This is a genomic window from Rhodoferax sp. (assembly GCF_028688795.1).
Lineage (GTDB): Bacteria > Pseudomonadota > Gammaproteobacteria > Burkholderiales > Burkholderiaceae_C > Rhodoferax.
Genome location: NZ_JAQTXM010000016.1, coordinates 88,490 through 113,936, shown reverse-complemented (window position 1 = coordinate 113,936; position 25,447 = coordinate 88,490). Strand labels below are relative to the sequence as shown.

Annotated in this window: 21 protein-coding genes; 10 read left to right on the top strand and 11 right to left on the bottom strand. The window is 59.3% G+C overall.

What is annotated here, in order from left to right; all coding sequences use genetic code 11:
• Positions 1-192: 192 nt before the first annotated feature.
• The 7 genes from PHQ58_RS13435 (at position 193) to PHQ58_RS13405 (ending at position 8,461) form a co-directional block, all read left to right on the top strand.
• Positions 193-1,239, top strand: a complete 1,047-nt coding sequence (locus tag PHQ58_RS13435) for a permease (RefSeq protein WP_300111743.1) — start codon at positions 193-195, stop codon at positions 1,237-1,239.
• A 45-nt stretch (positions 1,240-1,284) separates the two neighbouring features.
• Positions 1,285-2,211, top strand: coding sequence for an MBL fold metallo-hydrolase (locus tag PHQ58_RS13430; protein WP_300111742.1), 927 nt, complete (start codon positions 1,285-1,287; stop codon positions 2,209-2,211).
• Positions 2,212-2,281: 70 nt separating this feature from the next.
• Positions 2,282-2,518, top strand: a complete 237-nt coding sequence (locus PHQ58_RS13425) for a thioredoxin family protein (protein WP_300111741.1) — start codon at positions 2,282-2,284, stop codon at positions 2,516-2,518.
• A 46-nt stretch (positions 2,519-2,564) separates the two neighbouring features.
• Positions 2,565-3,545, top strand: a complete 981-nt coding sequence (locus PHQ58_RS13420) for a cation diffusion facilitator family transporter (protein ID WP_300111739.1) — start codon at positions 2,565-2,567, stop codon at positions 3,543-3,545.
• Positions 3,546-3,592: 47 nt separating this feature from the next.
• Positions 3,593-4,915, top strand: coding sequence for a hypothetical protein (locus tag PHQ58_RS13415; protein ID WP_300111737.1), 1,323 nt, complete (start codon positions 3,593-3,595; stop codon positions 4,913-4,915).
• Entirely contained in the window at positions 4,915-6,711 is a 1,797-nt protein-coding gene (locus PHQ58_RS13410; RefSeq protein WP_300111736.1) for an N-acetylglutaminylglutamine amidotransferase, read from the top strand. Before PHQ58_RS13415 ends, PHQ58_RS13410 begins: the two co-directional genes overlap by 1 nt.
• A 187-nt stretch (positions 6,712-6,898) precedes the next feature.
• Complete coding sequence (locus PHQ58_RS13405) at positions 6,899-8,461, top strand: sensor domain-containing diguanylate cyclase (protein WP_300111735.1); 1,563 nt, start codon at positions 6,899-6,901, stop codon at positions 8,459-8,461.
• 50 nt (positions 8,462-8,511) lie between these two features.
• Here PHQ58_RS13405 and PHQ58_RS13400 read toward each other — a convergent pair whose 3' ends face one another.
• Positions 8,512-9,699 carry a PLP-dependent aminotransferase family protein gene (locus PHQ58_RS13400; protein WP_300111733.1) on the bottom strand — a complete coding sequence of 396 codons (1,188 nt, stop codon included), beginning with the start codon at positions 9,697-9,699 and terminating at the stop codon, positions 8,512-8,514.
• A 132-nt stretch (positions 9,700-9,831) separates the two neighbouring features.
• Between PHQ58_RS13400 and PHQ58_RS13395 the strand changes: the two genes are divergently transcribed.
• Genes PHQ58_RS13395 through PHQ58_RS13385 form a run of 3 tightly spaced genes read left to right on the top strand, consistent with a single transcriptional unit; the run spans position 9,832 to position 12,115 of the window.
• Entirely contained in the window at positions 9,832-10,632 is an 801-nt protein-coding gene (locus PHQ58_RS13395; RefSeq protein ID WP_300111731.1) for an HDOD domain-containing protein, read from the top strand.
• A 5-nt stretch (positions 10,633-10,637) separates the two neighbouring features.
• The gene (gene nth, locus PHQ58_RS13390; RefSeq protein WP_300111729.1) at positions 10,638-11,282 is read left to right on the top strand and encodes an endonuclease III; all 645 of its coding nucleotides are present in this window, start codon (positions 10,638-10,640) and stop codon (positions 11,280-11,282) included.
• Positions 11,279-12,115, top strand: a complete 837-nt coding sequence (locus tag PHQ58_RS13385) for an HDOD domain-containing protein (protein ID WP_300111728.1) — start codon at positions 11,279-11,281, stop codon at positions 12,113-12,115. Before nth ends, PHQ58_RS13385 begins: the two co-directional genes overlap by 4 nt.
• A 26-nt stretch (positions 12,116-12,141) precedes the next feature.
• On the opposite strand, the gene PHQ58_RS13380 is transcribed toward PHQ58_RS13385, so the two are convergent.
• The 10 genes from PHQ58_RS13380 to PHQ58_RS13335 all read right to left on the bottom strand — a co-directional run bounded on the left by PHQ58_RS13380 (position 12,142) and on the right by PHQ58_RS13335 (position 25,432).
• Positions 12,142-12,705 (bottom strand): histidine phosphatase family protein, encoded by a 564-nt coding sequence (locus tag PHQ58_RS13380; protein WP_300111727.1) that lies wholly within the window; start codon positions 12,703-12,705, stop codon positions 12,142-12,144.
• A complete protein-coding gene (locus PHQ58_RS13375; protein WP_300111725.1) occupies positions 12,702-13,544 on the bottom strand; it encodes an adenosylcobinamide-GDP ribazoletransferase in 843 nt (280 codons plus the stop codon). Before PHQ58_RS13375 ends, PHQ58_RS13380 begins: the two co-directional genes overlap by 4 nt.
• 106 nt (positions 13,545-13,650) lie before the next feature.
• Entirely contained in the window at positions 13,651-14,733 is a 1,083-nt protein-coding gene (cobT, locus tag PHQ58_RS13370; RefSeq protein ID WP_300111723.1) for a nicotinate-nucleotide--dimethylbenzimidazole phosphoribosyltransferase, read from the bottom strand.
• 88 nt (positions 14,734-14,821) lie between these two features.
• Positions 14,822-16,378, bottom strand: coding sequence for a cobyric acid synthase (locus PHQ58_RS13365; protein WP_300111721.1), 1,557 nt, complete (start codon positions 16,376-16,378; stop codon positions 14,822-14,824).
• Between the two features lie 88 nt (positions 16,379-16,466).
• Positions 16,467-17,828, bottom strand: a complete 1,362-nt coding sequence (locus tag PHQ58_RS13360) for a DUF3322 domain-containing protein (RefSeq protein WP_300111719.1) — start codon at positions 17,826-17,828, stop codon at positions 16,467-16,469.
• A gap of 25 nt (positions 17,829-17,853) precedes the next feature.
• Positions 17,854-18,396 carry a cytoplasmic protein gene (locus PHQ58_RS13355; RefSeq protein ID WP_300111717.1) on the bottom strand — a complete coding sequence of 181 codons (543 nt, stop codon included), beginning with the start codon at positions 18,394-18,396 and terminating at the stop codon, positions 17,854-17,856.
• 35 nt (positions 18,397-18,431) lie between these two features.
• Positions 18,432-19,619, bottom strand: coding sequence for an AAA family ATPase (locus tag PHQ58_RS13350; protein WP_300111715.1), 1,188 nt, complete (start codon positions 19,617-19,619; stop codon positions 18,432-18,434).
• 92 nt (positions 19,620-19,711) lie between these two features.
• Complete coding sequence (locus PHQ58_RS13345) at positions 19,712-23,188, bottom strand: ATP-binding protein (RefSeq protein WP_300111714.1); 3,477 nt, start codon at positions 23,186-23,188, stop codon at positions 19,712-19,714.
• Positions 23,181-23,852 carry a DUF4194 domain-containing protein gene (locus PHQ58_RS13340; protein WP_300111748.1) on the bottom strand — a complete coding sequence of 224 codons (672 nt, stop codon included), beginning with the start codon at positions 23,850-23,852 and terminating at the stop codon, positions 23,181-23,183. Before PHQ58_RS13340 ends, PHQ58_RS13345 begins: the two co-directional genes overlap by 8 nt.
• 23 nt (positions 23,853-23,875) lie before the next feature.
• Positions 23,876-25,432, bottom strand: coding sequence for a DUF3375 domain-containing protein (locus PHQ58_RS13335; protein WP_300111712.1), 1,557 nt, complete (start codon positions 25,430-25,432; stop codon positions 23,876-23,878).
• Positions 25,433-25,447: the final 15 nt, after the last annotated feature.

Genomic DNA, 25,447 nt, shown 5'->3' with positions numbered 1-25,447 from the left:
GCAGACGTTTCGACTGGCTGTGGCACGCAAGCGAAGGCCTTGGTTTGAGGGGCTTTGGGCCAATGCCGGTGAGCCTTTGGCATTCGCAGATTCGGCTAAAAAATCCTAATGAACAATCTCGGATAAAGGCATATTTCTTATAAATTTTCTGAATCCATGCGTCTTTTGAGCGGATGCATCGTCTTCACTGTTATGAGCACCATCACCGCATCCCACAACCCCTGGCGCAAACGCCAGCCCATCCTGTTCCTGATCCTGGCCGCCTTGGTCTGGCTTGGGCTTTACAACACGCTGGTCCCCGCGTCTGAAGCCTTGGTGGCAGCCATGCCGGTCGACCGCGCCAGCCATTTGGGCGGTGCGCTGCAGTTTTTCTTTTATGACACGCCCAAGGTGCTGATGCTGCTGACTGCCGTGGTGTTTGTCATGGGCATGGTCAACAGTTATTTCACCCCTGAGCGCACCCGCGCCCTGCTGGCCGGGCGCAGTGAGGGCGCCGCCAACGTGATGGCCGCCAGTTTGGGCATCGTGACGCCGTTTTGCTCCTGCTCTGCGGTGCCGCTGTTCATTGGTTTTGTGCAAGCTGGCGTGCCGCTGGGCGTGACGTTTTCGTTTTTGATCTCGGCGCCCATGGTCAATGAGGTGGCGCTCACCTTGCTGTTTGGCATGTTTGGCTGGAAAGTGGCGCTGCTGTATTTGGGCCTGGGGTTGACGGTGGCCATCGTGGCGGGCTGGGTCATTGGCCGCTTGCGCATGGAGGCTTATCTGGAAGACTGGGTGCGTGACATGCCCAAAATGTCGGCTGACTTTGAAGCTGCTGACCAGACACTGGGCGACCGCATTGACGGTGGTTTTGCCGCGGTGAAAGAAATAGTGGGCAAGGTCTGGCCCTACATTTTGGGCGGCATTGCGCTGGGCGCGCTGATTCACGGCTACGTTCCCGAAGATTTCATGGCCAGTTTCATGGGAAAAGACGCCTGGTGGAGCGTGCCGCTGGCGGTGCTGATGGGTGTACCGATGTACACCAACGCGGCAGGCGTGATTCCGATCGTGCAAGCCCTGCTGGCCAAGGGTGCGGCGCTGGGCACGGTGTTGGCGTTCATGATGAGCGTGATTGCGCTGTCACTGCCTGAGATGATTATTCTGCGCAAAGTGCTCAAAATGCGGCTGATTGCCACGTTTGTGGCGGTGGTGGCCAGCGGCATTTTGCTGGTGGGCTTTGTGTTCAACGCGGTGCTGTAACCGCAAGCTTTCGCAATGAAATTATTTTTATAACCAGGAGACCCCATGACAAAACGCTTGTTCACCCTTACCGCCACCTTGGCCGCCAGCCTGATCGCCCTGCCCACCTGGGCTGTTGAGGTCACATTCAAACCCGTGGCTGACGGCGTGTACGCCTACATTGGCGACATTGAGGGTCGCAGTTATGACAACGAAGGCCTGAACGCCAACATTGGCTTGGTCGTCACCCCGGCTGGTGCGGTGCTGATTGACAGTGGCTCCAGCTACCAAGTGGCGGCCAAAATCGACGCGGCTGCGAAAAAAGTCACCACCCAGCCCATCAAATGGGTCATCAACACCGGCGGGCAAGACCACCGCTGGCTGGGCAATGGCTACTTCAAAGCCCAAGGCATCGAGACCATTGCCCACATCGATGCCCAAGCAGACATGACGGCGCGCTCAGGCATGCACATGGAGGGCCTGAAAGTGCTGAAAGAGCGCCTGGACGGCACCAGCCCCACCCTGCCCACACGCTTTGTCACAGGGCCAGACACCCGCCTGGAACTGGGCGGCACGGTGATCGAGCTGAAACACCAGCACGGTGGCCACACGCCGGGCGACACCTTGGTCTGGCTGCCGCAAAAAAACCTGATGTTCACGGGTGATGTGGTGTACGTGGACCGCACACTGGGGCTGATTGACGTGAGTTCAGGCAAAACCTGGCTGGAATCATTTGCCGTGATTGACGCGCTCAAGCCCGCCGTCATCGTGCCCGGACACGGTAAGGTCACCAACTTGGCCACGGCCCAGGCGCACACCCGCGACCTGCTGCTGGCCTTGCGCGCCCACATGAAAAAGGCCATTGATGACGGTGTGGACATCAGCGCCGCTGTCAAAAGCTTTGACGGCAAACCGTTTGCCCACCTGAAGCATGCCGATGTGTGGATTCCACAACTGGCCAACCAGACGTATCTGGAGATGGAGCGCGAATAATTTAAGCAAAATCAGGCTCTAGCCCTTATGGTTAAAGCGCAAGAAGCTATCATTTTTTTAGGAGATCCTCATGGACATCAAAGTACTCGGCACGGGTTGTGCCAACTGCAAAAACACCATCGCGTTGATTGGCGACGTGGCCAAAGCCAAAGGCGTTAACGTGACACTGAGCAAGGTTGAAGAGCTTCGCGACATCATGGCTTATGGCGTGATGAGCACACCCGGCGTGGTGATCAACGGTAAAGTAGTGCATGCGGGTGGTGTACCCAGCCGCGACAAAATCGAGGGCTGGCTAGCCAGCGCCTAAAGCCGCATCCATTTACCCGCCCCATCAGGGGCACAGCAAAGACCGCATGGCCCACGACCACGACCACACACCCGCCAACTTCAACCGCGCCTTTGCCATCGGTATCGTGCTCAACCTGGCCTTTGTCGGCATTGAGGCGTTTTATGGCTGGCAAGTCAACTCGCTGGCCCTGCTGGCCGATGCCGTGCACAACTTGAGCGACGTGGCTGGCCTGGTGTTGGCCTGGGGTGGCGCACTGGCAGTCAAGCTGGTACCCAACGCGCGCCATACCTACGGCTGGAAGCGCGCCACTATTCTGGCGGCATTCGCCAACGCCTTGCTGCTTCTGGTGGCCATGGGTGGCCTGGCCTGGGAGGCTGTGGGGCGGCTGATATCAGATAAGGTGTCGTTGCAGGAACAAGGCGTCACCATCATGGTGGTGGCCGGCATTGGCATTGCGGTCAACACCGCCACAGCGCTGCTTTTCATGCGTGGCCGCAACAGCGACCTGAACATTCGCGGCGCCTTCCTGCACATGGCGGCCGACGCACTGGTGTCAGCCGGTGTGGTGATTGCCGGCGCCTTGACGCTCTGGCAGGGCTGGACCTGGCTTGACCCAGTGGTGAGCTTAGGCATTGCCGCCGTGATTTTGTGGGGCACCTGGGATTTGTTCAAACAGTCTTTGCACCTGCTGTTTGACGGTGTTCCGGAAAGCATTGACCCGGTGGCCGTGCAACACTATCTGGCCTCACTGCCGGGTGTGGTGCAGGTGCATGACCTGCACATCTGGGCCATGGGAACCTCACAGGTGGCGCTCACCGCGCAACTGGTGATGCCGCAGGGCAACGCTGAAGATGCCTTTCTTGCACAGGCCACCGAGCAGCTTCATGACCGCTTTGAGATCACCCATGTGACCCTGCAAGTGGTCAAGGCGCCGTTCACCGTCAGCTGTGTGCCAACGTACGGCAAGGCGATGCCGAGTGAGGCAGAATCCACGCATGTTCACTGCGAACAACCCAGCCACAAAGGCCATCACCACGCTCATTAACCGCGACACATGACTTGTGGACAGTTTTTGCACCCTGACAAGCCTTTATGAACCCAAGTCCTACCACTGAGCCGTCCCTGACCACTGCCGAATCGCTCAACCGCGACTGCTTTTGTCGCACACTGAACATGGAGCGCCTGCGCGAGCAGCTGGAAAGCGACCCCAGCTTGAAGGGGATGATGGAAAACATCTTCCAATCGCGGCCCAATTTGTTTTCATCCACCGTGGTGTTTGTGTCGCACGACGTACAGCGTCAAATTGAGGCCACCGTGCTGGCCATCGAGCGTGTGGCGGCCTTGCCCGGTTACCAGGCTCAAGCCTTGTCAAGGGCGGATGCCAGCGCACAGCACAACTTTGGCCCGCTGGGGGTCTGTATGGGCTACGACTTTCACCTCAGTGCCCAGGGCCCGCAACTCATTGAAATCAACACCAATGCAGGTGGCTTGCTGCTGAACGTGGCGCTGGCACGGGCGCAAGACGCCTGTTGTAAGGAGTTGGACTGGGCGTTTCCGTCCAACGCGCGACGCGACACCCTGAAAAAAAGTGTGTTCGACATGTTCGCCGCCGAGTGGCAATTGCAGCGCGGGGCTGCGCCCTGGCGCTCGGTGGTGATCGTCGACCATGCGCCGCTTGAGCAATACCTGGCCCCGGAGTTCGAGTTGTTTCGCCAGTTGTTTGCCCAGCGCGGCGTCACCGCCGCCATTGCCGACCCGTCAGAACTGTCATGGCAAAACGGCAAGTTATGGCATCAGGGCGCACCGGTGGACATGGTCTACAACCGCCTGACCGACTTTTACCTGACTGAGACCCCTCACCTGGCGCTGCGCCAAGCGCATGAGGCCAACGCCGTGGTGCTCACGCCGCACCCGCGCGCCCACGCGCTGCTGGCTGACAAGCGCAACCTGATTGCGCTGAGCCAAAATGAGCTGCTGCTGGCCTGGGGCGCCAACGCTGCCGATCGCAAATTGCTCGCTGCCAGCGTGCCCGCCACCCGCTTGGTGACGGCCGAGCGTGCTGATGAGCTTTGGGCGCAGCGCCGCCAATTGTTTTTCAAGCCGGTGGCCGGTTTTGGTGCCAAGGCGGCCTACCGGGGCGACAAGCTTACCAAACGCGTTTGGAGCGAGATTCTGGAGGGCGACTTTGTCGCCCAGGCCTTGGTGCCACCCAGCGGCCGAAAAATTGAAGTCGATGGCGTGCAGACCGACCTGAAATTTGACATCCGCGCCTACACCTATGCCGGCCAGGTGCAACTGCTGGCAGCTCGCATGTACGCCGGGCAAACCACCAACTTTCGCACCCAAGGGGGCGGTTTTGCACCGGTGATTGTGGTGCCTTTGCCCGCTTCAGCACATGCTGAAGGAGCGCACTGATGTGCGGCATTTGCGGTGAATTGCGCTTTGATGGCGCGGCACCTGACATCGCGGCCATCTCGCGCATGTCAGACAAGCTGGCGCGTCGAGGCCCCGACCACGCGGGTATTTACCAGGATGGCCCGCTGGCGTTTGGGCATCGGCGGTTGTCCATCATTGACTTGTCTGCCCACGCGAACCAGCCCATGGTGGACGCCGCGCTGCAGCTCACGCTGGTTTTCAACGGTACCATTTACAACTATCGTGAGTTGCGCACTGAGCTGCAAACCAAGGGTTACCAGTTTTTCTCGGAAGGCGACAGCGAGGTCATCCTCAAAAGTTACCACGCCTGGGGCGAGCAATGCGTGACCCGCTTCAAGGGCATGTTTGCTTTTGCCATCTGGGACCAGCACCGCAAGCAGTTGTTTCTGGCGCGTGACCGTTTTGGCATCAAGCCGCTGTACCTCACGCAAGACAGCCACCGCCTGCGTTTTGCCTCCAGCCTGCCGGCATTGCTGGCCGGTGGAGGCGTGGACACCACCATCGACGCCGTGGCGCTACACCACCACTTCACCCTGCACACCGTGGTGCCAGCACCACGCACCGTGCTCAAGGGCGTGCGCAAACTCCTCCCTGCATCGACCATGCGGCTGGACCCGGACGGCAGCATCAGTGAACAGGTTTACTGGACACTGGACGCCACGCGACCAGACACACCTTTGTCTGAAGCCGAGTGGCTGGCCGCCACCCGCGAGCGACTGGCAGAAAGCGTCAAGCGCCGCCTGCTGGCCGCTGACGTGCCGGTGGGCGTGCTGCTGTCTGGTGGGCTTGATTCCAGCCTGCTGGTCGGTTTGCTGGCAGATCAGGTCAAAGACCTGCGCACCTTCTCGATCGGTTTTGAAGACCTGGGCGGCGGCGCAGAAAAGGCCGACGAGTTTGAATTTTCTGACCAAGTCGCCCAGCACTTTCACACCCGGCACCGCCAGTTCAGCATTCCCAACCATGAGGTGATGCAACGCCTGCCCGAAGCCGTGGCACAAATGACCGAGCCGATGGTCAGCCACGACGTGATTGCGTTCTATTTGCTGGCCGAGCGCGTCTCCAAAGACGTCAAGGTGGTCATGTCCGGCCAAGGTGCCGACGAGGTGTTTGGCGGCTACTTTTGGTACCCCAAGATGGATGCCGCCACCGGCACACCACTGGAGCGCTTCAGCCAGCATTACTTTGACCGCGACCATGCCGAATATCTGCAGATGATCACGCCGACCTTTCAGGTCGGCGACGTAACCTCAGAGTTGATTGCGAGCGAACTCGCCAAGCCGCAAGCCGACACCTTTCTGGACCAAGTCTGGCGGCTCGATGCCACCACGCTGATCGTCGACGACCCGGTCAAACGCGTCGACAACATGCCGATGGCCTGGGGGCTGGAGGTGCGCACCCCGTTTCTGGACCATGAACTGGTGGAGTTGGCGGCGCACATGCCACCCGAGCTCAAGCTGAAAGAAGGTGGCAAGTTTCCACTCAAGGCCATCTCACGCGGGTTGATTCCGGATTCCGTCATTGACCGCCCCAAGGGCTACTTTCCGGTGCCGGCGCTGAAATACGTGCGCGGCCCTTTCCTGGAGATGATGCGGGGTATTTTGATGTCGGATGCCTGCATCGGCCGCGGCCTGTACCAGCGCAGCTATGTGGACAAACTGCTGGCCAACCCGGAGGCGCCCGAGCACTTCACCCGCATCAATGGCAGCAAGCTGTGGCATCTGGCGCTGCTGGAGTGGTGGCTCCAGGTGCATGTAGACGGCATATCGCCCAATTAATTGGCATAAGTTCCGGTTTGTCCCGCAGCGTCAAGCTTTGCACAACGTGTTGCCCTTAGAATTCTTAACCATAAGAGCAAAAATACGCCGGCAGCGTTGGGTCGGAATTGTTTGACATTCCTCGCCATCCATCGGCAATGAAATAGATGCACCTAGCGGGCACGCGTTGGTGCATAGCCGCTCGCTCATGCCAGATACTGAAAACTCCCTGTTGATTCGACTGTCGATGGCGATGCTCATCGTCAGTGCAGGCGTGGCCTTCATTGCGCTGCCCTTTGTCACGCCAGATCTTGCCATAACGCTTGCGGGCGCGTTGTTGCTGGTTGCCGTTCTGCTGGTGGTCTTTTTTCGCCATATTTATCAAAGCCGCTTGCGTGAGTTGCGCGCCCTCAGTAGCAGCCTTGCCGAGCGAACCCAGGCGCTCGAATTGCGCACGGGCGAGCTCAAACGGGCACAAGTTGTGGCCAACATTGGTAGCTGGGTGTCAAACCTTGCAGCCAACAAAATCACCATGTCACTGCAGACCTGCCACATTCTGGGGCTGGAGCCCTGTCAGCCCGTTACTCATGAGGAGTACCTGGCAATGGTGCACCCGGACGACCGCGCTGGCGTCAAACACGCTTGGCAACTGGCCCTGAACCGGCAGGATTTTGACGACGAGCATCGGCTGATGGTGCACAACCGGGTCCGCTGGATTCGGCAAATTGCGGAGCTTGACTTTGACGACTCAAACCACGCCGTGAGTGCCGTCGGCACCACGCAGGACATCACCGAACTCAAGTTGACGCAACTGGCCCTGAAGGCCAGTGAGGAGCGCTACCGAACCCTGATTGAGTGGTCTCCCGAGGCTATTCTGGTGCATCGGGCCGGCAAAATTCTTTACGTCAACCCGGCGGCCATCCGGCTTTTTGGCGCATCTTATGCGCAAATATTGCTCGATACCCCCACCGCTGCGCTGATTCACCCAGCTGCGCTGGCCGAGCAGTTAGACCGCATGAAGAGCCTCTACAACCATGAAACGATTCAGCCCATGGTGGAATCGCAGTTTTTACGCCTTGACGGCAGCGTGATCGACGTGGAAGTTCAGGGCACCGCCATTGACTACGACGATGAGCTGGCCATTCATGTGGTCGTACACGACATCACGCAACGCAAGAAAATGGAAAGCCAGGTGCGCCGGTTGGCTTTTTATGACGCCCTGACACAGCTGCCCAACCGTCGCCTGCTGACCGAGCGCCTGAACCACGCCCTGGCGACATGCCGTCGCAGCGGCAATTTTGGCGCTGTGATGTTTCTGGACCTGGACAATTTCAAACCACTGAATGACCACTTTGGGCACTCCATGGGCGACCTGCTTTTGGTGGAAGCCGCCCGCAGACTCAAAGCCTGCATGCGAGAAATGGACACTGTGGCGCGCTTTGGCGGAGACGAATTTGTGGTGGTGGTTGAGGAGCTTGCTGCCGAACGCAGTAACGCCGAGCGCCTGGCGCTTCAACTGGCAGAAAAAGTGCGCACGGCGCTGTCCGAGCCTTACGTCCTGAAGAAACCCAACGCCGCGGGGCTAACCCAGAGCGTCACCCACCGCTGCACCACCAGCATTGGCGTGGCCATGATCGCGCGCAACGAGGACTCACCTGACGACTTGGTCAAGTGGGCAGATGCCGCCATGTACCAGGCCAAAAACAGTGGCCGCAACCGCGCCAAGTTTTTCAGCGAACGAAACCCACTCACTGCGCAATTCAGCGAATAACTGGCCGATCTGCTTTCTTTACCAGCCTGAGGTGCGCCAGCAAAAGTGCCTTACAGCGCCCTGCTAAGGCGTGCAATACCTTCTTCAATTTTGCTCACATCGGCAGTGGCAAAACTCAGGCGTAGCGTGGCAGGGTCGGGGTCATGGGCATAAAACGGTGCGCCGGGCACAAAGGCCACGCCTTGGTCAATGGCGCGCTTGGCGAATTCAGCCGCGTTGGCCAGCTGACCCCCGTTGCCAGTGAGCCGAGCCCAAAAGAACATCCCGCCTTGCGGCTGATTAAATTCAATCGCATCGCCCAAGGCCCGGCGCAGGGCATCAGCCATGACCCGCGCCCGCTCGGCGTAGGTGCTGCGCACCACAGCCAGCGCGTCGTTCAAGCGATTTTGCGTGAGGTAATGGGCGCAAATGGCCTGGGTGAGGTTGCTGGTGTGGGCGTCGCTGAACTGCTTGCACATGGTGGCTTTGGCCAACAACTCGGGCGGTGCAATCATCCAGCCCACGCGCAGGCCTGGGCTCAAAATTTTGCTGAAACTGCCGCAATGCGCCAGCCAGTCGCGGCTACCGGGCACACCATCGCTCAAGGCCAGCAGGCTGGGCGGCGGTGGCGCATCAAAATACAGCTCGCCATAGGGGTCATCTTCCACCACCAGTGTTTGGGTACGCACGGCAATGTCCAGAATGCGCTTGCGCCGCTCCAGGCTCAGCGTGGCGCCGCTGGGGTTGCCAAAGGTGGGAATCAGATAGACCAGCTTCGGGCGGTGTTCTTCAATCAAGGCCTCAAGCTTGTCCACGTCTACGCCGTTGGCATCAATCGGCGCGCCAATGATGTGCGCACCATACAGCCGAAAACATTGGATGGTGGCCAAAAACGTGGGTGCTTCCACAATCACCTTGTCGCCTGGTGAGATCATGGTTTTTCCGATCAAATCAAGCGCTTGCTGGCTGCCCGTGGTGACGATCAGGCCGTCAGCCGCCACACTCGCCCCCTTGTTGGCCATAAAGGTGCTGATGCCCTCGCGCAGCGGCTGGTAGCCTTCGGTGGCGCCGTATTGCAAAACCGGGCCGGGATTGTTGGCCAACACGGCCGCGCTGGCCTGCGCAATGCCCTGAACATCAAACAGTGCTGGGTCAGGAAAGCCCCCCGCAAAACTGATGATGCCGGGCTTGCCCAGCAACTTGAACAGCTCACGGATGGCAGAGGTTTCTACGTTTTGAAGGCGTTGGGCAAATTGCATGTATCGACTCGCGGGTTGCAGCTAAAAAAAACAGGTTGGATGAGCAAACCAAGGCTTCTACTTGGCCGTGACCCACCTGTAAATGAGTTAAATTGTGACCGATTGCACAAACACCTCAAACAGGAATGCCAGATGTCCAGCCTTGACTCATTTTTTGCCACTGTCAAATTGCCAACCATGTCAGAGGTAGCGCATGAGCTCATCAAGACACTCAACGACGAAGAGGTTTCCATCAAGGAAGTGCGCGACATCATTGCCAAAGACCCTGCCCTCACCGCCAAGCTTTTGCGTCTGGCCAACAGCGCCCAGTTTGGACTGCCACGTGGCGTCAATTCACTTGACGACGCCATTCACATGGTCGGTATGGCCAAGGTGCGTACCTTGTCAGTGGGGGCTTGCATGAATGACTCTTTTCCCGCCTTGCCGGGGTTGAACCAACACGAGTTCTGGAAGACCAGCATGGCCTGCGCCGGTTATTCGCAATGGTTGGCCAGCGCACTGAGCATGGACACCCAACAAGCCTGGTTGACCGGCATGATGCTGCGCCTGGGCGAGTTGCTGATTGGGCAGGCTGACCCCAAAGCGCTCGCCGAGATCGAGGCGCTGCCCCATTCGCCGGGCGGTCGCTGGGAACGGGAAAAGCGCCTGATTGGTTTTTCTGAAGGCCAGATCACTGCCGAATTGGCACGCCGCTGGAACTTTCCCGTGCAAATGGTCCAAGCGCTTGAGCGCAGCTATGACCCGCTGGTCGAACAAGCCTATTCCCGTCTGGGTGCCGTCATCAATCTGGCGGGCACCTTGGCCGATGTGCCCAACGCAACGGCAGACGCCATCGACAATTTGCCGCTGGATGTGATTTCCAGGCTGGAACTTGATGGGTCGCGGCTAAAGGCCACACTGCCAGCGGCCGACTCTTTTGTCAGCATGGCCTGAAACCCATGACGCGCGCCGACATTGAGGCCTTTTTTGCCACGCTGGCAGCCGCCAACCCACACCCAAAAACCGAGCTCGAATACACCAATGTGTTTGAGCTGCTGTGTGCCGTGCTGCTGTCTGCGCAGGCCACCGATGTCAGTGTGAACAAAGCCACCCGCCAGTTGTTTTTGGTGGCCAACACGCCACAAAAAATGCTTGATTTGGGGTTGGACGCTCTGGAGGCCCACATCAAAACCATTGGCCTGTACCACAGCAAAGCGCGCCACTTGCTAGCCACCTGCAAGATTTTGATCGAACAATTTGATGGCGAAGTGCCTCGCACCCGTGAAGCCCTGCAAACCCTCCCCGGTGTTGGCCGCAAGACCGCCAACGTGGTGCTGAACGTGGCTTTTGGCGAGCCCACCATGGCCGTTGACACCCACATCTTCCGCGTGGCCAACCGCACCGGCCTGGCCCCTGGCAAGACACCGCTTGAGGTGGAGCAAAAGCTGCTCAAGCGCATCCCGGCGCGCTACCTGGTGCATGCCCACCACTGGCTGATCTTGCATGGCCGTTACATTTGTCAGGCGCGCACCCCTTTGTGCTGGCAGTGTGCCGTCGCATCGCACTGTGATTTCCAACCTAAAACCAACAAAAAATCATCATGAACGAGCCTGCGCGCACACCCTTCACCAACATGTCTGAATTTCTGCGGTCTGTGAAATGGCCTGTGATGCCTGAAGTGGGAAAAGCGCTGGTCAGCACCCTCAACAACGAAGACGCGGACACGTTCACGGTGTGCCGCATCATCGGCAAAGACCCGGCCCTCACGGCCACCCTGCTGCGCATGGCCAACAGCGCCATGTTTGGCTTGTCGGGCACAGTAGACACGCTTGAGCGGGCGGTTAACGTGGTGGGCATGTCGCAGGTACGTGCCCGTGCCTTGTCGATTTGCATTGTGCAAAGCTGTGCGCTGCCAGTGGGCATTGACCGCATGGAATTTTGGCGCTACTGCATGCTGTGCGCCGGTTATGCGCAGTGGCTGGCCGATCTGTGCGAGGTCGATGACCAGGAAGCCTGGCTCTGCGGCATGATGCTGCGCCTGGGTGAAGTCAACCTGGGACAAGCGCGGCCTTTTGCCTTGCCGCAGATCGAAGCCAAACCCATTCTGCCGGGCGAACGCTGGGTGCGCCAGCGCCAGCTGATAGGTTTTGACGAAGGCGAAATCACCGCTGAACTGGCTAAAAACTGGGATTTTCCTGAGGCCCTGGTCACCGGTTTGCGCCACACCGCTCAGCCCTTGAACCCCAAAGATTTTCGCAAACTGGCGGTGGTGCTGCACCTGGCCGGCCGCTTGGCCGAAAGCGGCCCCATTACCCCAAAAATCATCGACGACTTGCCGGTGATCCTGCTGCAAATGCTGCAACTTGACCCACAGACCTTGTTCATCGACGCCCCGGATGCCGACGCTCTGGCTGACGTGTCAATGTTTTCAAACTGAACCCCCTTAACGTGCCGCAACGGCCATCAACTCGCAGCTGTCGTCGGCTTGATGCACCACACCTCACCAAAAGCAGGTGCATCGGCCGGCCACTGCTTGGCATCACACACCACCCGGACGCCCTTCGAGATCAGGCTTGCGGCACGAATCACCCCGGCGTGGGTGACCCAGACCTGCAGTTTTTCAGTACCAGCAGACAAGGCCTCATCCCACACCAGCGCCACCCGCGCCATGAATTCGGCCACGCTCTCCACCCCGCCAAAACGGTGCTGCCAGAAGTCAGCCGTCCAATTGTCATAGGCCTGCGCGCTGATGCTGTCCCAGCGTTTGCCTTCAAATTCGCCAAAGTTCATCTCGGCCAAGCGAGCATCGGTTTTATAAGACAAATCGGGTCGTAGCTCATACAGGGTATGCGCGAGTAGCTCACATCTTTGTAGTGGCGACGAGACCACCATGGCGTTTTTAGGCAAACATTCAGCCAAAGCCTGAGCCGCAACACGGGTCGCATCCGGGTCTGCAGCCACGTCCAACGCGCCGTAACAAATGCCGGGCGCGATCAGGGGTTGCGCATGGCGCACCAGCCAAATCACAGGCTCAAGGCCAAGCCGAGGTAAAAGGCCAGTTCGCACACCTGTTGTGTGGCCCCCAGGCAGTCACCGGTAAAGCCGCCCAGGCGTTGCCAGAACCAGCGCGTCATCACCCCCCAAGCCACCAGCGAGGCCAACAAGGCGTTGAGCAAGGCGTGCAGCAAGCCATCATCAGACAAATTGACAGCTATAAAATTAGTAGCTGTTTGCGCATACAAAACAAGGGCTAGAGTTAATAAAAGCCAAACAATCCCAGTCAGCAACGCTTTTTTACTGATCTGATCAGCCAAGGGCTTGGACTTGGAGCCTGCCGCGTCGCCCACATGCGGCAGCAGCCCAATGGTGAGCAGCGGCCAGGTGCGCGATGCCACATGCGCGGTGAACAGTGCCAGCACCATCAGCGGCCCACTCACGTCACCCAGCAGCGCCAGCAGTGCCACCTTGCACAGCAACGCCAACACGATGGCAATGGCACCAAAAGCGCCCACGCGCGAGTCTTTCATGATGGTCAGGGCGCGGTCGCGCTCGTGGCTGCCGCCCAAGCCATCCACCACATCGGCCAGGCCGTCTTCATGAAATGCGCCTGTGATCAGCACCCCCAGCGCCGTGCCCAGCGCAGCGGCCACCAGCGTAGCTGAGGCGGTCGGTGGTAGTGCCATCATCAGCAGTGCCGTGAATCCCGCCACAAGCAAACCCACCAGCACACCTACGCCTGGAAAGTGCCCGGCACTGGCCCGCAGCATGGCAGGGCTGTACCCAACCCAATCGGCCAGACGCCCAGTGACGGGGATGCGGGTGAAAAACTGCAGGCTCAGCAGGTAGTGGCGGATAAATTGGGTCATGGTGAAGTCGGTGGTGACTCGAAAGCGTGAATTGTCGGCCAGCACAAGTTGGCTTTTGGCTTTGAAATAGACCGTGAGCCACACCGCCCAGGGTTGTGGGAGACGGTCAAACTTTCGCTGCTTCTGCTTTTTCAGACACGCCCGCCGACTCAAAACTGGCCATGTCTCGCAGCATGGCGCATGCCGCCGTTAGCAGCGGCCAAGCCAGCGCACCGCCTGAGCCTTCACCCAATCGCAGACCCAAGTCGAGCAGCGCTTGCACGCCAAGATGCTGCAACATGAACTCGTGCCCGCGCTCACCCGAGCGGTGCGCAAACACGCAACGCTGCAACACCAGCGGCTGCAATGCGTGCGCTACCAGTACAGCAGACGAAGCGATGAAACCGTCCACAACAATGACACGGCGCTCATGCGCGGCCTGCATCACCGCGCCCATCATGGTGGCAATCTCAAAGCCTCCCAGCGCAGCCAAGGCATCCAGCGGCGCCTTTGCGTCCGGATGGCGCGCCAGCACCTCGCGTAACACAGCGGTTTTCCGCTGCACCGCGGGGGCATCCAAACCCGTGCCGGCACCAGTGCAGACCTCAATGTCCAGCCCGGCCAGGCGTGACAGCAGCAAGGACGCTGCCGAGGTGTTGCCAATGCCCATCTCGCCCAGCAACAGCGCGTTGCCTGGCAAGGTCTTGACCAAACTCATGCCATTTTGAATCGCCTGCTGGCATTGCGCGGCGGTCATGGCGGGCTGTTCGCTTGAATCGGCAGTGCCATGTTCACCGCCAGCCACCTTGCACACCTGCAAGCCTGGGCGCTGGCTGCCTGCAGGCAAGCCGACCAAAAAGTCGTGGTTGACGCCACAGTCCACCACCGTGAGCGCAATGCCATTCAGGCGAGAAAACACGCTGACCGCCGCACCACCGGCCAAAAAGTTTTCCACCATCTGCCAACTCACATCTTGCGGAAAGGCCGACACGCCGCGCGCCACCAAGCCGTGGTCACCCGCAAAAACCACCATCTGCGGGTCTTGCAACACGGGCCTGTCGGTGCCCAGAATTTCGCCAATTTGCAGCGCCAAAGATTCCAGCCGCCCCAGTGAGCCCAGCGGCTTGGTCTTGTTGTTCAGCTTGTGTTGCAGCGCCTGGGTGAAGGCTGCGCTACGAAGGTTGGTGAGTTGAGGCAAAAAAGTGTTCATGGGACTCCTTGTGAATGGCGTTGGATCGACGGGTTTGTTATGAAAAAATGAGCTGCTTACGCTTGTTCTATAAGACCTAGAGCCTGATTTACGTATTATTTTTTGCCATAGACTGAGGCTGGGTCAGCAAGGCATCAAGCGCGCCGGGCTCGAAGTGGGTTTCAATGAAGTCGGCCAAGCGATCAAACACCGTCTCCAGCGTGGGCACCGGGCCGCTTAAGCGTGCGCCAAACAGGGCTTGCAGCGCTGCCGAGTCTTCAAACAGGCCGTGCAGGTAAATACCCAGCACATTGCCAGAGGCGTTTTGCCAGCACAGGCCATCGGGCAACACAGCGCGTGCGACGTCGCCCGCCTTGGCCATCGCGGGGTGTTGCGCAGTTTGGCCCGTGTGAATTTCGTAGCCACTGACTGGCACACCAGCCAGCAAAGTCCAGGGGTTTTCAGACTTGACCATGTCTGCCGCAAACCGCGCTTGGGTGTGGCGCACGGTTTTGTCCGTCTCAAACACCGTCACCAGTGGCAACAAGCCCAAGCCTGGGGCGTTGCCTTCAATGTCGCTCGGGTCAATCAGCGCCTCGCCCAGCATTTGCAGGCCACCACACACGCCCAGCACTGCGCCGCCCTGCCCTGCGTGGCGCGCCACCGCCGCATCCAGACCCTGCGCGCGCAGCCAGGCCAGGTCGGCCGTGGTGGCTTTGGAGCCGGGCAGAATGACCCAGTCCGTGGGCTTGAGCCCAGCCAACTCTGACGGGGAACGCACCCACATCAAGCGCACGCCAGGGATGTTTTTCAGAGGCTGGAACTCATCCAGGTTGCTGATGCGCGGGTAGGCAACCACCGCCACTGTGAGCGTGACCACGCCTTTGGCGGTGCTTCGGTCATCAAAAACCCCGTCCTCTTCCGGCAAACCGTGCTGCCACCACATGGGCAAGGTGGCCACCGTGGGAATGCCGGTGAGGTCTTGCAGCATCTGCGGTGCCGGGGCCAGCAGACTGGCGTCACCGCGAAACTTATTTAAAACAAAGCCTTTGATCAACACGCGCTCGTTTTCTGGCAGAAGCGCCCAGGTGCCATACAGGTGGGCAAATGCGCCGCCACGGTCGATGTCGGTCACCAGCAGGCAGGCAGCGTTGCAGTGCAAGGCCACGCGCATGTTGACGATGTCGCAGCTGTGCAGGTTGATCTCGGCCGGGGAGCCCGCGCCCTCAATCACCACCACGTCGTTCTCAGCCCTGAGCTGGTCCAGCGCCACAGCAATTTGCGGCCAGACATGGTTGCTGCGCTCACGCCAGGGCATGGCGGTGAGTTCGGCGCTGACCTGGCCCATCAGCACCACTTGGCTGTGCGTGTCTGCCTCGGGCTTCAAGAGCAGGGGGTTCATGCGAACCTCTGGAATCGCCTTGGCGGCCAGCGCCTGGAAGTACTGGGCTGATCCGATTTCGCCTTGCCCGCTGTCGCTGGCGACCGCCCCGCCGCCGGGCCACTCCAAGGGGGCAACAACTCTGGCGTTGTTGCTCATGTTTTGAGCTTTGAACGGCGCAACCTTCAGGCCTTGGCGCGCGTAATGGCGACACAGCGCGGTGGTCAGCCAGCTTTTGCCGGCACCACTGGTGGTGCCCAGAACCATGATGCAACGGGCCGTCATGGGCAAACCTTCAAGGCGCTTAAAACTATTAAATTTATAGCTACTTGCGCTTTTTTTATATGGGCTAGAGGCTTATTTTCTTTAAATTTCATGTGGACTCAGATTCAGATTTGCTTGCCAAGAAACTCGGTGGCGTTGGTGGCAATGCCGCCAACACCGCGCGCACCCAGTCAAACCCAATGCGCTCCTGTTCCAGGCGCACAGCGCTTTCTGGCGCTTTGTTGGTCGGTAAATTGGCATGCAACCGCTTGCAGCGCAACTCATCAAACAGCGCGGACTCAACAGCATCCAGGCGCGGCAGGTCATGTTGCACGGGCTGCGGCTCATTGCCCCACTGGCTTTGGTGGGCGCACAAGGTAGCACGATCCATCAGCAGCGATTGCGCTGACGGAAACCGGGCACGCAACTGGTCCAGGATGGCAAAGCCATGCGTGTCAATATCGCCCCAGTAATACAAGCTGCACCGATGCAGCCAATGGGCATCGGCCAGCACCTCAAAACCATAGCCTGCACCAAAGATCACCAGGCTGTCCGGCAGCGACGGAAATGCCAGAAAGTTGACCTCGTTTTCGGTGATAAAGACCCGGCTGACCGGTAGCTGCAAACGGGCAAAGTCGGCCTGCGTCAGGGCGATGTCCTGGTCCGCCCCAGCGGTCAGCAAGCCTTGCAGCATTGACTGGCTTTGGGATCTTGGCTGGCCTTGGCGCACTGACAAACCTTGGGTCGGCCGTCGGCCGGGTTGCTGTGGGGCGAGCAGCGAAGCGTCCAGCAAGCGAAAGCGGATGCGCAGCGGCTTATCCTTAAAGCCGTAGCGTCTGCAAAACTGGCTAACCCCGCTGGTGCTGGCATCAATGGCCTGCTCGGGCAAGGCCAGGTCCAGCAGTTCAGACAGAACACCCCGGTTGGCCTCGATGAATTTGCTGTCGACGCCGGGCAAATCGACTTGACGCAGGTAAATGCCGGGGCACGGGTGGGCTTGCAACCAGGAGACAACATTGAGCAAACGCGGCCAAGCATCGGCCAAGTCCAGCGCGTTCAAGGTGCGCTTTTCCAGCCACGGCAGCAAAACCGGGTGCTGCGCACGGGTCAACTGCACCACGCTGGCAAAGCGCCTGGCGTCTTTTTGCTTGCCGATCAACGCCAGCAGGTCCTCGAGGGTGTCGAGCCAGACCTCATCCGGCACGGCGTTGCTGCCCAACACGCGATGGCGAAACTCGCGCATGACGATGCGCCAGCGCGGCGCACTGTCCGCAGGCGCATTGCAGCCCAGCGCCTTCATCCAGGCCCGCACGTCGTCAAAACGCTCGGTCAGTTCGGTCGAACTCGGCCCGATAAGCCGCAAGCGCCGGGGCGGCACCTGTGCGCCCCGCACGCAAGGGCGCAGCAAGTCGCCTTTGTCCCAGAGTTTTTGAACTTGGGCGCGCAGGTCGGCGGGAGTGGTCCAGGTCATACGGACAAATCGCTGAAGCACGGCGTCAAATTTGATAGCCCAAGTCTACGGCTGTTCGTCGCACGCCATTCACAAACATCTGAAAGCTGCTTGACATGTTTCCGGCTTCACGCAAACAGGGTGCCATAGCCCGTGCCCCGCTGCCCTTTTGGAAAGTGGGCTCCAAGCGGCTCAGTTCAACAGACGGTTTTTGCCAGTCGTCTGGTACTGCGAAACGCTTGCGCAATGCCGGTGTATCCAATTTCGGGTTATCAAAGGCCTGTGCCGAGGCTTGTAGATCACCCACGTACCAGCTTTCCAATTCTTGACAGACAAGGCGGATCAAAGTGTCCGGTCGGCCATTCGCTTCGCAAATAGCCTTGAACCTCGCTTTGAGCTTGATGCAATCGGCATTATCGTTATCACGCACGATAACAAACCGGTCACCGGGAATGCGCCATGCGCTGAGTTTGCGGGGAATGCTGCGGTCCAAGTCGCTTTTGCCATCATGCTTGATGCACTGAAAATGCTCGCCCTCGACCCAACCGGGCAACAGTCGGGGCAACAGCCCATCAAGCAAAATTTTCATGGAGGGTTCTTCGAGCATGAAAATAACGCGACCATTCATCGATTCAAACCCTCAAACAGTCCCTGCTTCCACAGGTAACCCGGCAGGTCACCCGCCTCGAAGAGCGAACGCAGGTTTTCAGAGTCGCTTGCCTGAGTCGCCGTGGTGAAGCCCGCGACTTTACGCAGACAGTAAATTTCATTGAGCGTCAGTGCATTTAGAAAGTCAGGAGAATGGGTCGAAATGAACACTTGCCCGCCGCGCCGGGCATAGTCACGGAACTCTTCAGCCAATTCGGGCAATAGCTCGGGGTAAAGCTGGTTTTCGGGTTCTTCCACGGCCAGCAACGGGTAAGGCTTGGGGTCGTTGAGCAACACAAGGTAGGCAAACATCTTGATGGTGCCGTCCGAAACGTGGCGTGCGATGAAGGGGTCTTTGAAGCTGCCGTCCTGAAAACGGAGCACAAGACGGCCATCAATAGTCTGCTCGGGCTGAACCAAGCTGATCCCGGGCACGCGACGTTTCATGGATTCAAGCACACGGTTAAAGCGATCTTGATGGTTTTCGTAGAGAAAATTAGCCACCAGCGGTAGGTTGTCGCCACGGGTGGAAAGATGCTCGGCAAAGCCGTCTTCCTGGCTCGGACGTGCTTCGGACACATGAAAGTCGGAGATGTGCCAGTTCTCAATCATCAACCGGAAGGCGCTTGCAGCCTTGAACCGCTCAAACTGACCTAGGCCCTTGATGGCAAGGATATCGGGGGCATCAAGCTCCTGATCTTCTCGTCTCAAAGCCTCTTCGGCCTTGGAGAAATCTTCCTCATTGGTGATGGAGTAACCTTTTCCATAGGTGAAGTCCAAAAAATGGTACGGCTTGCCATTGGCGCCGCGCTTATAGCGCAAGATTTCACGGGCCACGACAGCGCGCCCCGTCTTGTCGGGTTCAATTTTCAGGACATAGGTCACCAGACGTTCATAGCCCGTGATTTCCAGCCGAAATTGCAGCGTGAGTTCAATCGGCTCGTCTGTAAACCCCCTGCTCGCCAGTTCCTTGTAGCCACCCCGTTTGGCAACAGCCTTACCCACATTCATCTCCAAAGCGTCCTTGAGAAAGGAAAACACATCGAATAATGTGGACTTGCCCGTGCCGTTGGCGCCGACCAGCACACACAGGCGCGGGATGTTCTCCAGCTTGGTGTCGCGGAACAGTCGGTAGTTTTTGACTTCTATGGATTCAATCTGCATATACAAACCTCAGGGCGATGGCCCGGTGATGGATGATCGAAGCGATGCGCTTCCAAGGGCGAGTGTGATGTACGCGGCAAGTAGTTTCCATTTCACCTCGCATTCTTTTCAGAAGATGCCGCCTTGGACTTCTCCTCCCGATATTCTTCAATACTCAAATTGCGCAGCCGCGAATCCCTTCCCTCGGCGTTGTGCACAAAGCCAACGCTGGAGACAAAGGGCTCGATGATGTGGATTTTTTGCAGCGGGGTGACAATGAGCAGCTGCAGGTTGAGTTTCTCAAACAGCTGCAATCCGTATTGCGCCGACTCATCTGAGCCACGGCCAAAGGCCTCGTCAATCACCACAAACCTGAAGCTTTTTGAACGTGTTTCGCCCCAGGCCAGGCCAAACTGATAGGCTAGGCTGGCTGCCAGAATGGTGTAGGCCAGCTTCTCCTTTTGCCCGCCGGATTTGCCGCCCGAGTCCGAGTAATGCTCATGCTCGCGCTTGTCCTCGCGCCAGCGCTCGCTGGCAGCAAACACAAACCAGTTGCGCACATCGGTCACCTTGGCGGTCCAGCGGCGGTCTTGGTCGGTTTGGCCATCGCGGCCGCGCAAGCGTTCAATGATGTGTTTGACCTGCAAAAACTTGGCCTCGGAATACTGGCTGTCTTGGCCACTGCCAGCAGAATCTCCACTCAGGGCCCCGTCCAGGCAAGTGCGCAGCTCGGTCTGAAAATCACGCACTTCGGCATCGGTGGCGGTTTGAAACTCCAACGTGATGAAGCGGCCGGGGTTGTAGTCGATCTGCGTCAACGACTTGTTGATGCGCTCAATGCGCTCCTTGATGGTTTCGCGCTCTTTACTCAGCTGCGAGCTGAAATTGGCCACCTCACGGATCGTATTCTCGTTGAGCGAGCGTTTGAAGTCGGCCTCAAAACGCGGCAAATCGTCGGCCACCAGACGCTGCAGCAGGCTGCGGTATTCACCCGCAGAGCCCACCGACACATCGACCTCTTGCGTCTCGACGGGAAAGCGGTTGCTGAAAGATCGCATGGCATCAATGACCTTCTCCAGCACGTACTTGGCGCGGCCATCTTCGGCATCGATGGCGCTTTGCAGGGCATCGCGCATCTCGCGTTCGCGGCTGTCGCAGGATTCGACTGTGAGTGGGGTAGCGCCTTTCGCCTCGCCTTTCGCCTCGCCTTTCGCATCTTTTTTTGCCTCGCCCTGCATCTCTTGCTGAAAGGCTTCCAGGCGCTGTACCTGCTGTGCAAACCCTTCTGGCGCCTGTGCCATCAAGCCATCGGCCTCGCGGCGCAAGGTTTGCGCATCGGTAATTTTTTGCTCAGTTTTGGAACGCTTGTCACGCTGTTCAATGAGTTGGTCTTCGGTTTTCTTCAACTCGTCTTCCAACGCTTTGAGTTGCTGCATCAACGCGGCCAATACGTCAGAGGCGGCCTCCAACGCAGCCCGCTCGTCTGTCAGGCGCGATATTTCGCGGGCGTTGGCGGGCCAGTCCAGGTCGCTAAAGTCCTGAAACTCGACCAGCTTGGCCAGGGTCTCCAGGCGCTGGCGAATGGTGGCTTGCTCTTGCTGCACGTCGCCTATTTTTTTGCCAAGCTCCCCAAGGCGCGCCTCCAGCACGCGCAGCTTGCCCTCTAACACACCCAGCTTGGCGGCGTTGCTCCAGCCCAGCACATAGCGGCTGCGGTCGTCCAGGCGGTGGCGGTCGTCTTTCTCGTGGCGCTCGCCGCCCGCCTTGATTTGTCCGGCGCGGGTAATGGCGCGGGGCTCGGCACGGAACTGCTCTTGCGTGGTGCAGCATGCGATGTCAAAACGGCGTGCCACCTCATGCTCCAGCCAGCTGTAGCACATTGAGTCCGGCTTGACGGCAATCTTTTTCGCCAGCGACTGCGCGTGCAATGGCGGCCGTTCCAGACGGCCGCCTTCGCGCACCCGAAAGTACACCAGCCGCCCTTTTAGGTGCGTGTCGTCCACCCACTGCGCCACCCGGGCGTAATGCGCATCTGGAACCAGCAAGGACAGCGCAAAGCTGTGCAGCACGCGCTCGGCAGCGCCCTCCCAGTCGCGCGCATCGTCATGCACTTGCAGCAGCTCGCCGGCAAACGGCATGCTGTCTTCAAGCAGGCCCAGCGCCTGGCACAACGCGGCGCGCATGGCAATTTGCTGCGCATCGATGTTGCTGCGCCGTGCGCGCAGGCTCTTGACTTCGTCTGCCAGGCCTTTGTGCTCAAAGCGCCCCTGGGCCAGATCAACACCGCGCTCGGTTAGTTCGTTTTGCAGCGCTACCTCGCGCTCGGCGTCCATCGCGCGGCGCTGGGCACAGCCTTGCTGCTGGGTTTGAAGCTCTTCGCGGTTGGCCACCTGTAAAAGGCCCAGGCTCAAACGCAGCTCGTCGTAACGCTGGGCGTTTTTCTGGCGTTTGTACAGCTCGGTTTGCTGGCGTCGGATGTCGGCCTCAATTTGCGCAATGCGGTCACCGCCGCTCTGGGCAATAGTCAGGCGCAAGTCGCGCTCTTTGGCTTGGCAGCCCTGCTTGTGGGTTTGCAGGCGCTCGACCTTGGCCGACTCGTTGGCCAGATTAACGCCCAGGTTTTCCAGCCGCTGATCCAGCAGAACCTGTTTACGGCTGGCAAACCAGGGTTTGAGGGACTCGCGGCACAGGCGCAACTCAGCCACGCTGGCCACCAAGGCGGCATGTTTGTCGCAGTTAGCCACCAAGGGCGTGAGCAAGTCGACCTGCTCCTTGGCCCTGAGCACGGCGGCGTGGGCGCGGCTCAGGTCGTCAAAATGCGCCAGCAGCCCGGCAATGCGCGGGGCCACGTCAAAGGGCTCCAGCATGTGGTGGCGCACAAAGTCGGTCAGGTTGCCCACCGATTTCATCGAAACCGTTTGGTGAAACAGGTCCAGCGCCTGCTCGCCCATGTTGCCAAAGCGGCGGCGAAAGTGCGCGCTGTAAGGCGGAAAACTGTCAAACAAGCTCACACCACTTTTACGCAGGCGCGCGCGCAGGGCCGGCACGGCAGTGCCAAAGTCAGAAAAGTCTGCCTTGAGCGACAGCGCCCTATCGGCCACCGCGTAAAACCGCTCGGGCTGGCCAAACGTGTCTTTCATCCAAAACACCTGGGCCAGCGTGACCGTTTGGTCAAACCCCGTGTTGTGGAACACGCCCAAAATCACCGAATAGTCGCTGGCGCTGCGCAGCGCCACGGGTTTGGCGTTGCCACTGGTTTCATTGCGCTCAGATTTGTAATGCCCCAGCACATAAGAGCGCAGCGAGCGCTCCCGCGCGTCGGCACCGGCGGCCTTGTTGTAGGCCACGCGGTTGGCAGGCACCAGCAGTGTGGTGATTGCATCCACCAGCGTCGATTTGCCCGAACCGATGTCACCGGTCAGCAGCCCATTGCGGCCATCCAACGCCAGCGTCCACACCCGCTTATCGAACGTGCCCCAATTGAAGACTTCCAGGCTCGTGATGCGAAAACCGGCCAGAGTGCGAACAGCACCAAGATCAAGCGATGGCCCACTTGCAAATAGGTCTGGTGTCGCGGTGTCGTCACTCATCATCTGGCTCCAGGGTGAGGGGCGCCACCAGTTGCGCCTGGTAAGCGGTCAGGCGCTCATCAAAATCGGCCAGCCATTGGGCATCCACAAAGGCCTTGAGGATGCGGCGCACTTCATACACCGGTTCTTGCGAGGCACGGCTTGATGCACTGTCTGCCTGGGCTTTCAGGCGGCGCACAAAGCCCAACTCAATCACCTTATTGAGTTGGGTCTCGATCTGGTCGATCAGGCGCGATTCGTTGGAACCTGCGGGCAAAAAGACGCGCACCAGTTCCACCACCGCACTGCGCGTCAAGATCAGCCGGGTGTCGCCACCGCTGGCATCAAATTCGGCCAGCTTTTTACGCAACAGAGCCAACAGCAAACTCACAGAGAAGCTCAAGGGTTGGCGGCGCACCAGGCGCGGCAGCTTCGGGCTTGTGTCGTCACTTTGCGGCTGCGAGCGCAAAAAGGCGTAGCCCTCGGCCTCGTCCACCACCAGCTCCAGCGCTAACACTGCCACGTAATCGCGCACTCTGGGCAACAACTGCAACAGGGCAGCCCATTGGGCAGCGTCATCTTCGCGGTACAGCACGCCTTTTAATAAGGGCACAACCAGGCTGGTCAGGTCGGGTTGCATCACCGTAGCCTTAGCTGCAACGGCGTCGGACGCGGGCTCCTGCATGTTTATATCGAGGTCTTGCATGCTCAACTCCTGACAAAAATAACGCGCGGCAAGGTGGCGCGGCGCAGGGTGGGTTCGGTCAAAGCGGGCGGCGGGGTCTGCATTGAGGGCGCAGTTTGCGGGATTTGTGCGGCCTGCGTGGTTTCTGCCATTTGCAGATGGTCTGGCACCTGCCACATGACGGTGTCCTGCGTGGTCTCATCCACCACCGAGTTTGCTGATTCGCTTGCCAGTTGCAGATAGGCCACCAACTCACCGAGGCCTTGTTCCAGTGGCCGGGTATGCAGCAGTTCCGCCAGCGTGACCTGCGCGCGGGTCTGCAACGACTTGCGGATGTGCCCGGCGAGCGCCGCCTTGTCTACCCGCACCTGAGAAAACAGGGCGTTGGCATCCACATCTTGATCGCCCGCCTGTAGGGCCACGCTGGTGAGTGCGGTTTGCAGCGGCGGCTGGTACAGCGGGCGCTCCAGCGGCAAATCGACACCCGCGCCAATCTCATCGATCTGCATGAAATCGGGGGTGCGCAAGGCAGCCGGTGCGGTGTCGCGTAGCGCCAAGGCCTTGCCCTCGATGCCGCGCAAGATGTCCATGATGCGGCGGTTTTCCAGCCAGGCCTTGTCGTCCAGAAAGCGGCGCAACTGTTGCGAGAGCTGCGCCACGGTCCGCTGGGCATATTCACCTGCCTCCAACCAGTCGTAATGCACACGTTTCAAGCGTACATCGGGCGCCAATGCCGACACTGGCGGCAAGTCCAGCACGCGGGCCAGCAATTCAGTGAATTCTTCCTGGCGCGACTGCGACATCAAAAAATCCCAAAATGCCCGAAAGCTCTTGCCCTGGTCAGACTCGGCAATGGCATCACGCTCGCCCATAATCTCTTGCAGCAGGGTGCCCTTGGCGCCATCCCACAAGGCAATGCGTTCGCGCACGGTGCGGTCGAGCGCGCGAAAGTTGTGCTCTACCTCCCGAAAATCTGCCAGCAGCTCACGCGCCAGGCCGGTAAATTGCTGAAAGCGGTCTTTGAGCGCGGTGTCGTCCAGCAAGGCCATGTTGCCATCCACCACGCGAGCGATTTCCGCGTCAATGGCATCGCGCTGCTTGTGAAGCTCGGCCAGGCGGGTTTGTGGGTTGGTCTCGGCACCAAAACTCATTTGCTTGAGCAGACCAAACAGCGTGAGCAGGCGTGATTCGGTGCCAACAAAGGACCGGTCCGACAAGCTGCCCAGCCAGGCCAGGGCGCGCTCGGTGGGCGGGGTCAGGTCGAAATGCGGCTCGTCCGAGCCAGCCGGGTAAAACTTACGCAGCCAGCCTTTGTCATTGGCGGCCCAGTCGTTCAAATACTCTTGCGCTGATTTAGGGAACGCCTTGGCGCCCTTACTTTCCCCCAATAACTCGCGCAGACCATACAGCGTGTCTTCGAGCGCCTCGGCCAAGTTGGACTGCGCCATCACCCGCACATTCGGCACCACAAACACACGGTGCAAAAAACTTGCCACTAGCGGCGCCGAGTCCGCCGCGAGCAAACGCCAGGCCGGATGCTGGCGGCGCTGCATGTCGAGGGTGGTGTAGTCGAGGTTCATTTTTATAGGGCACTT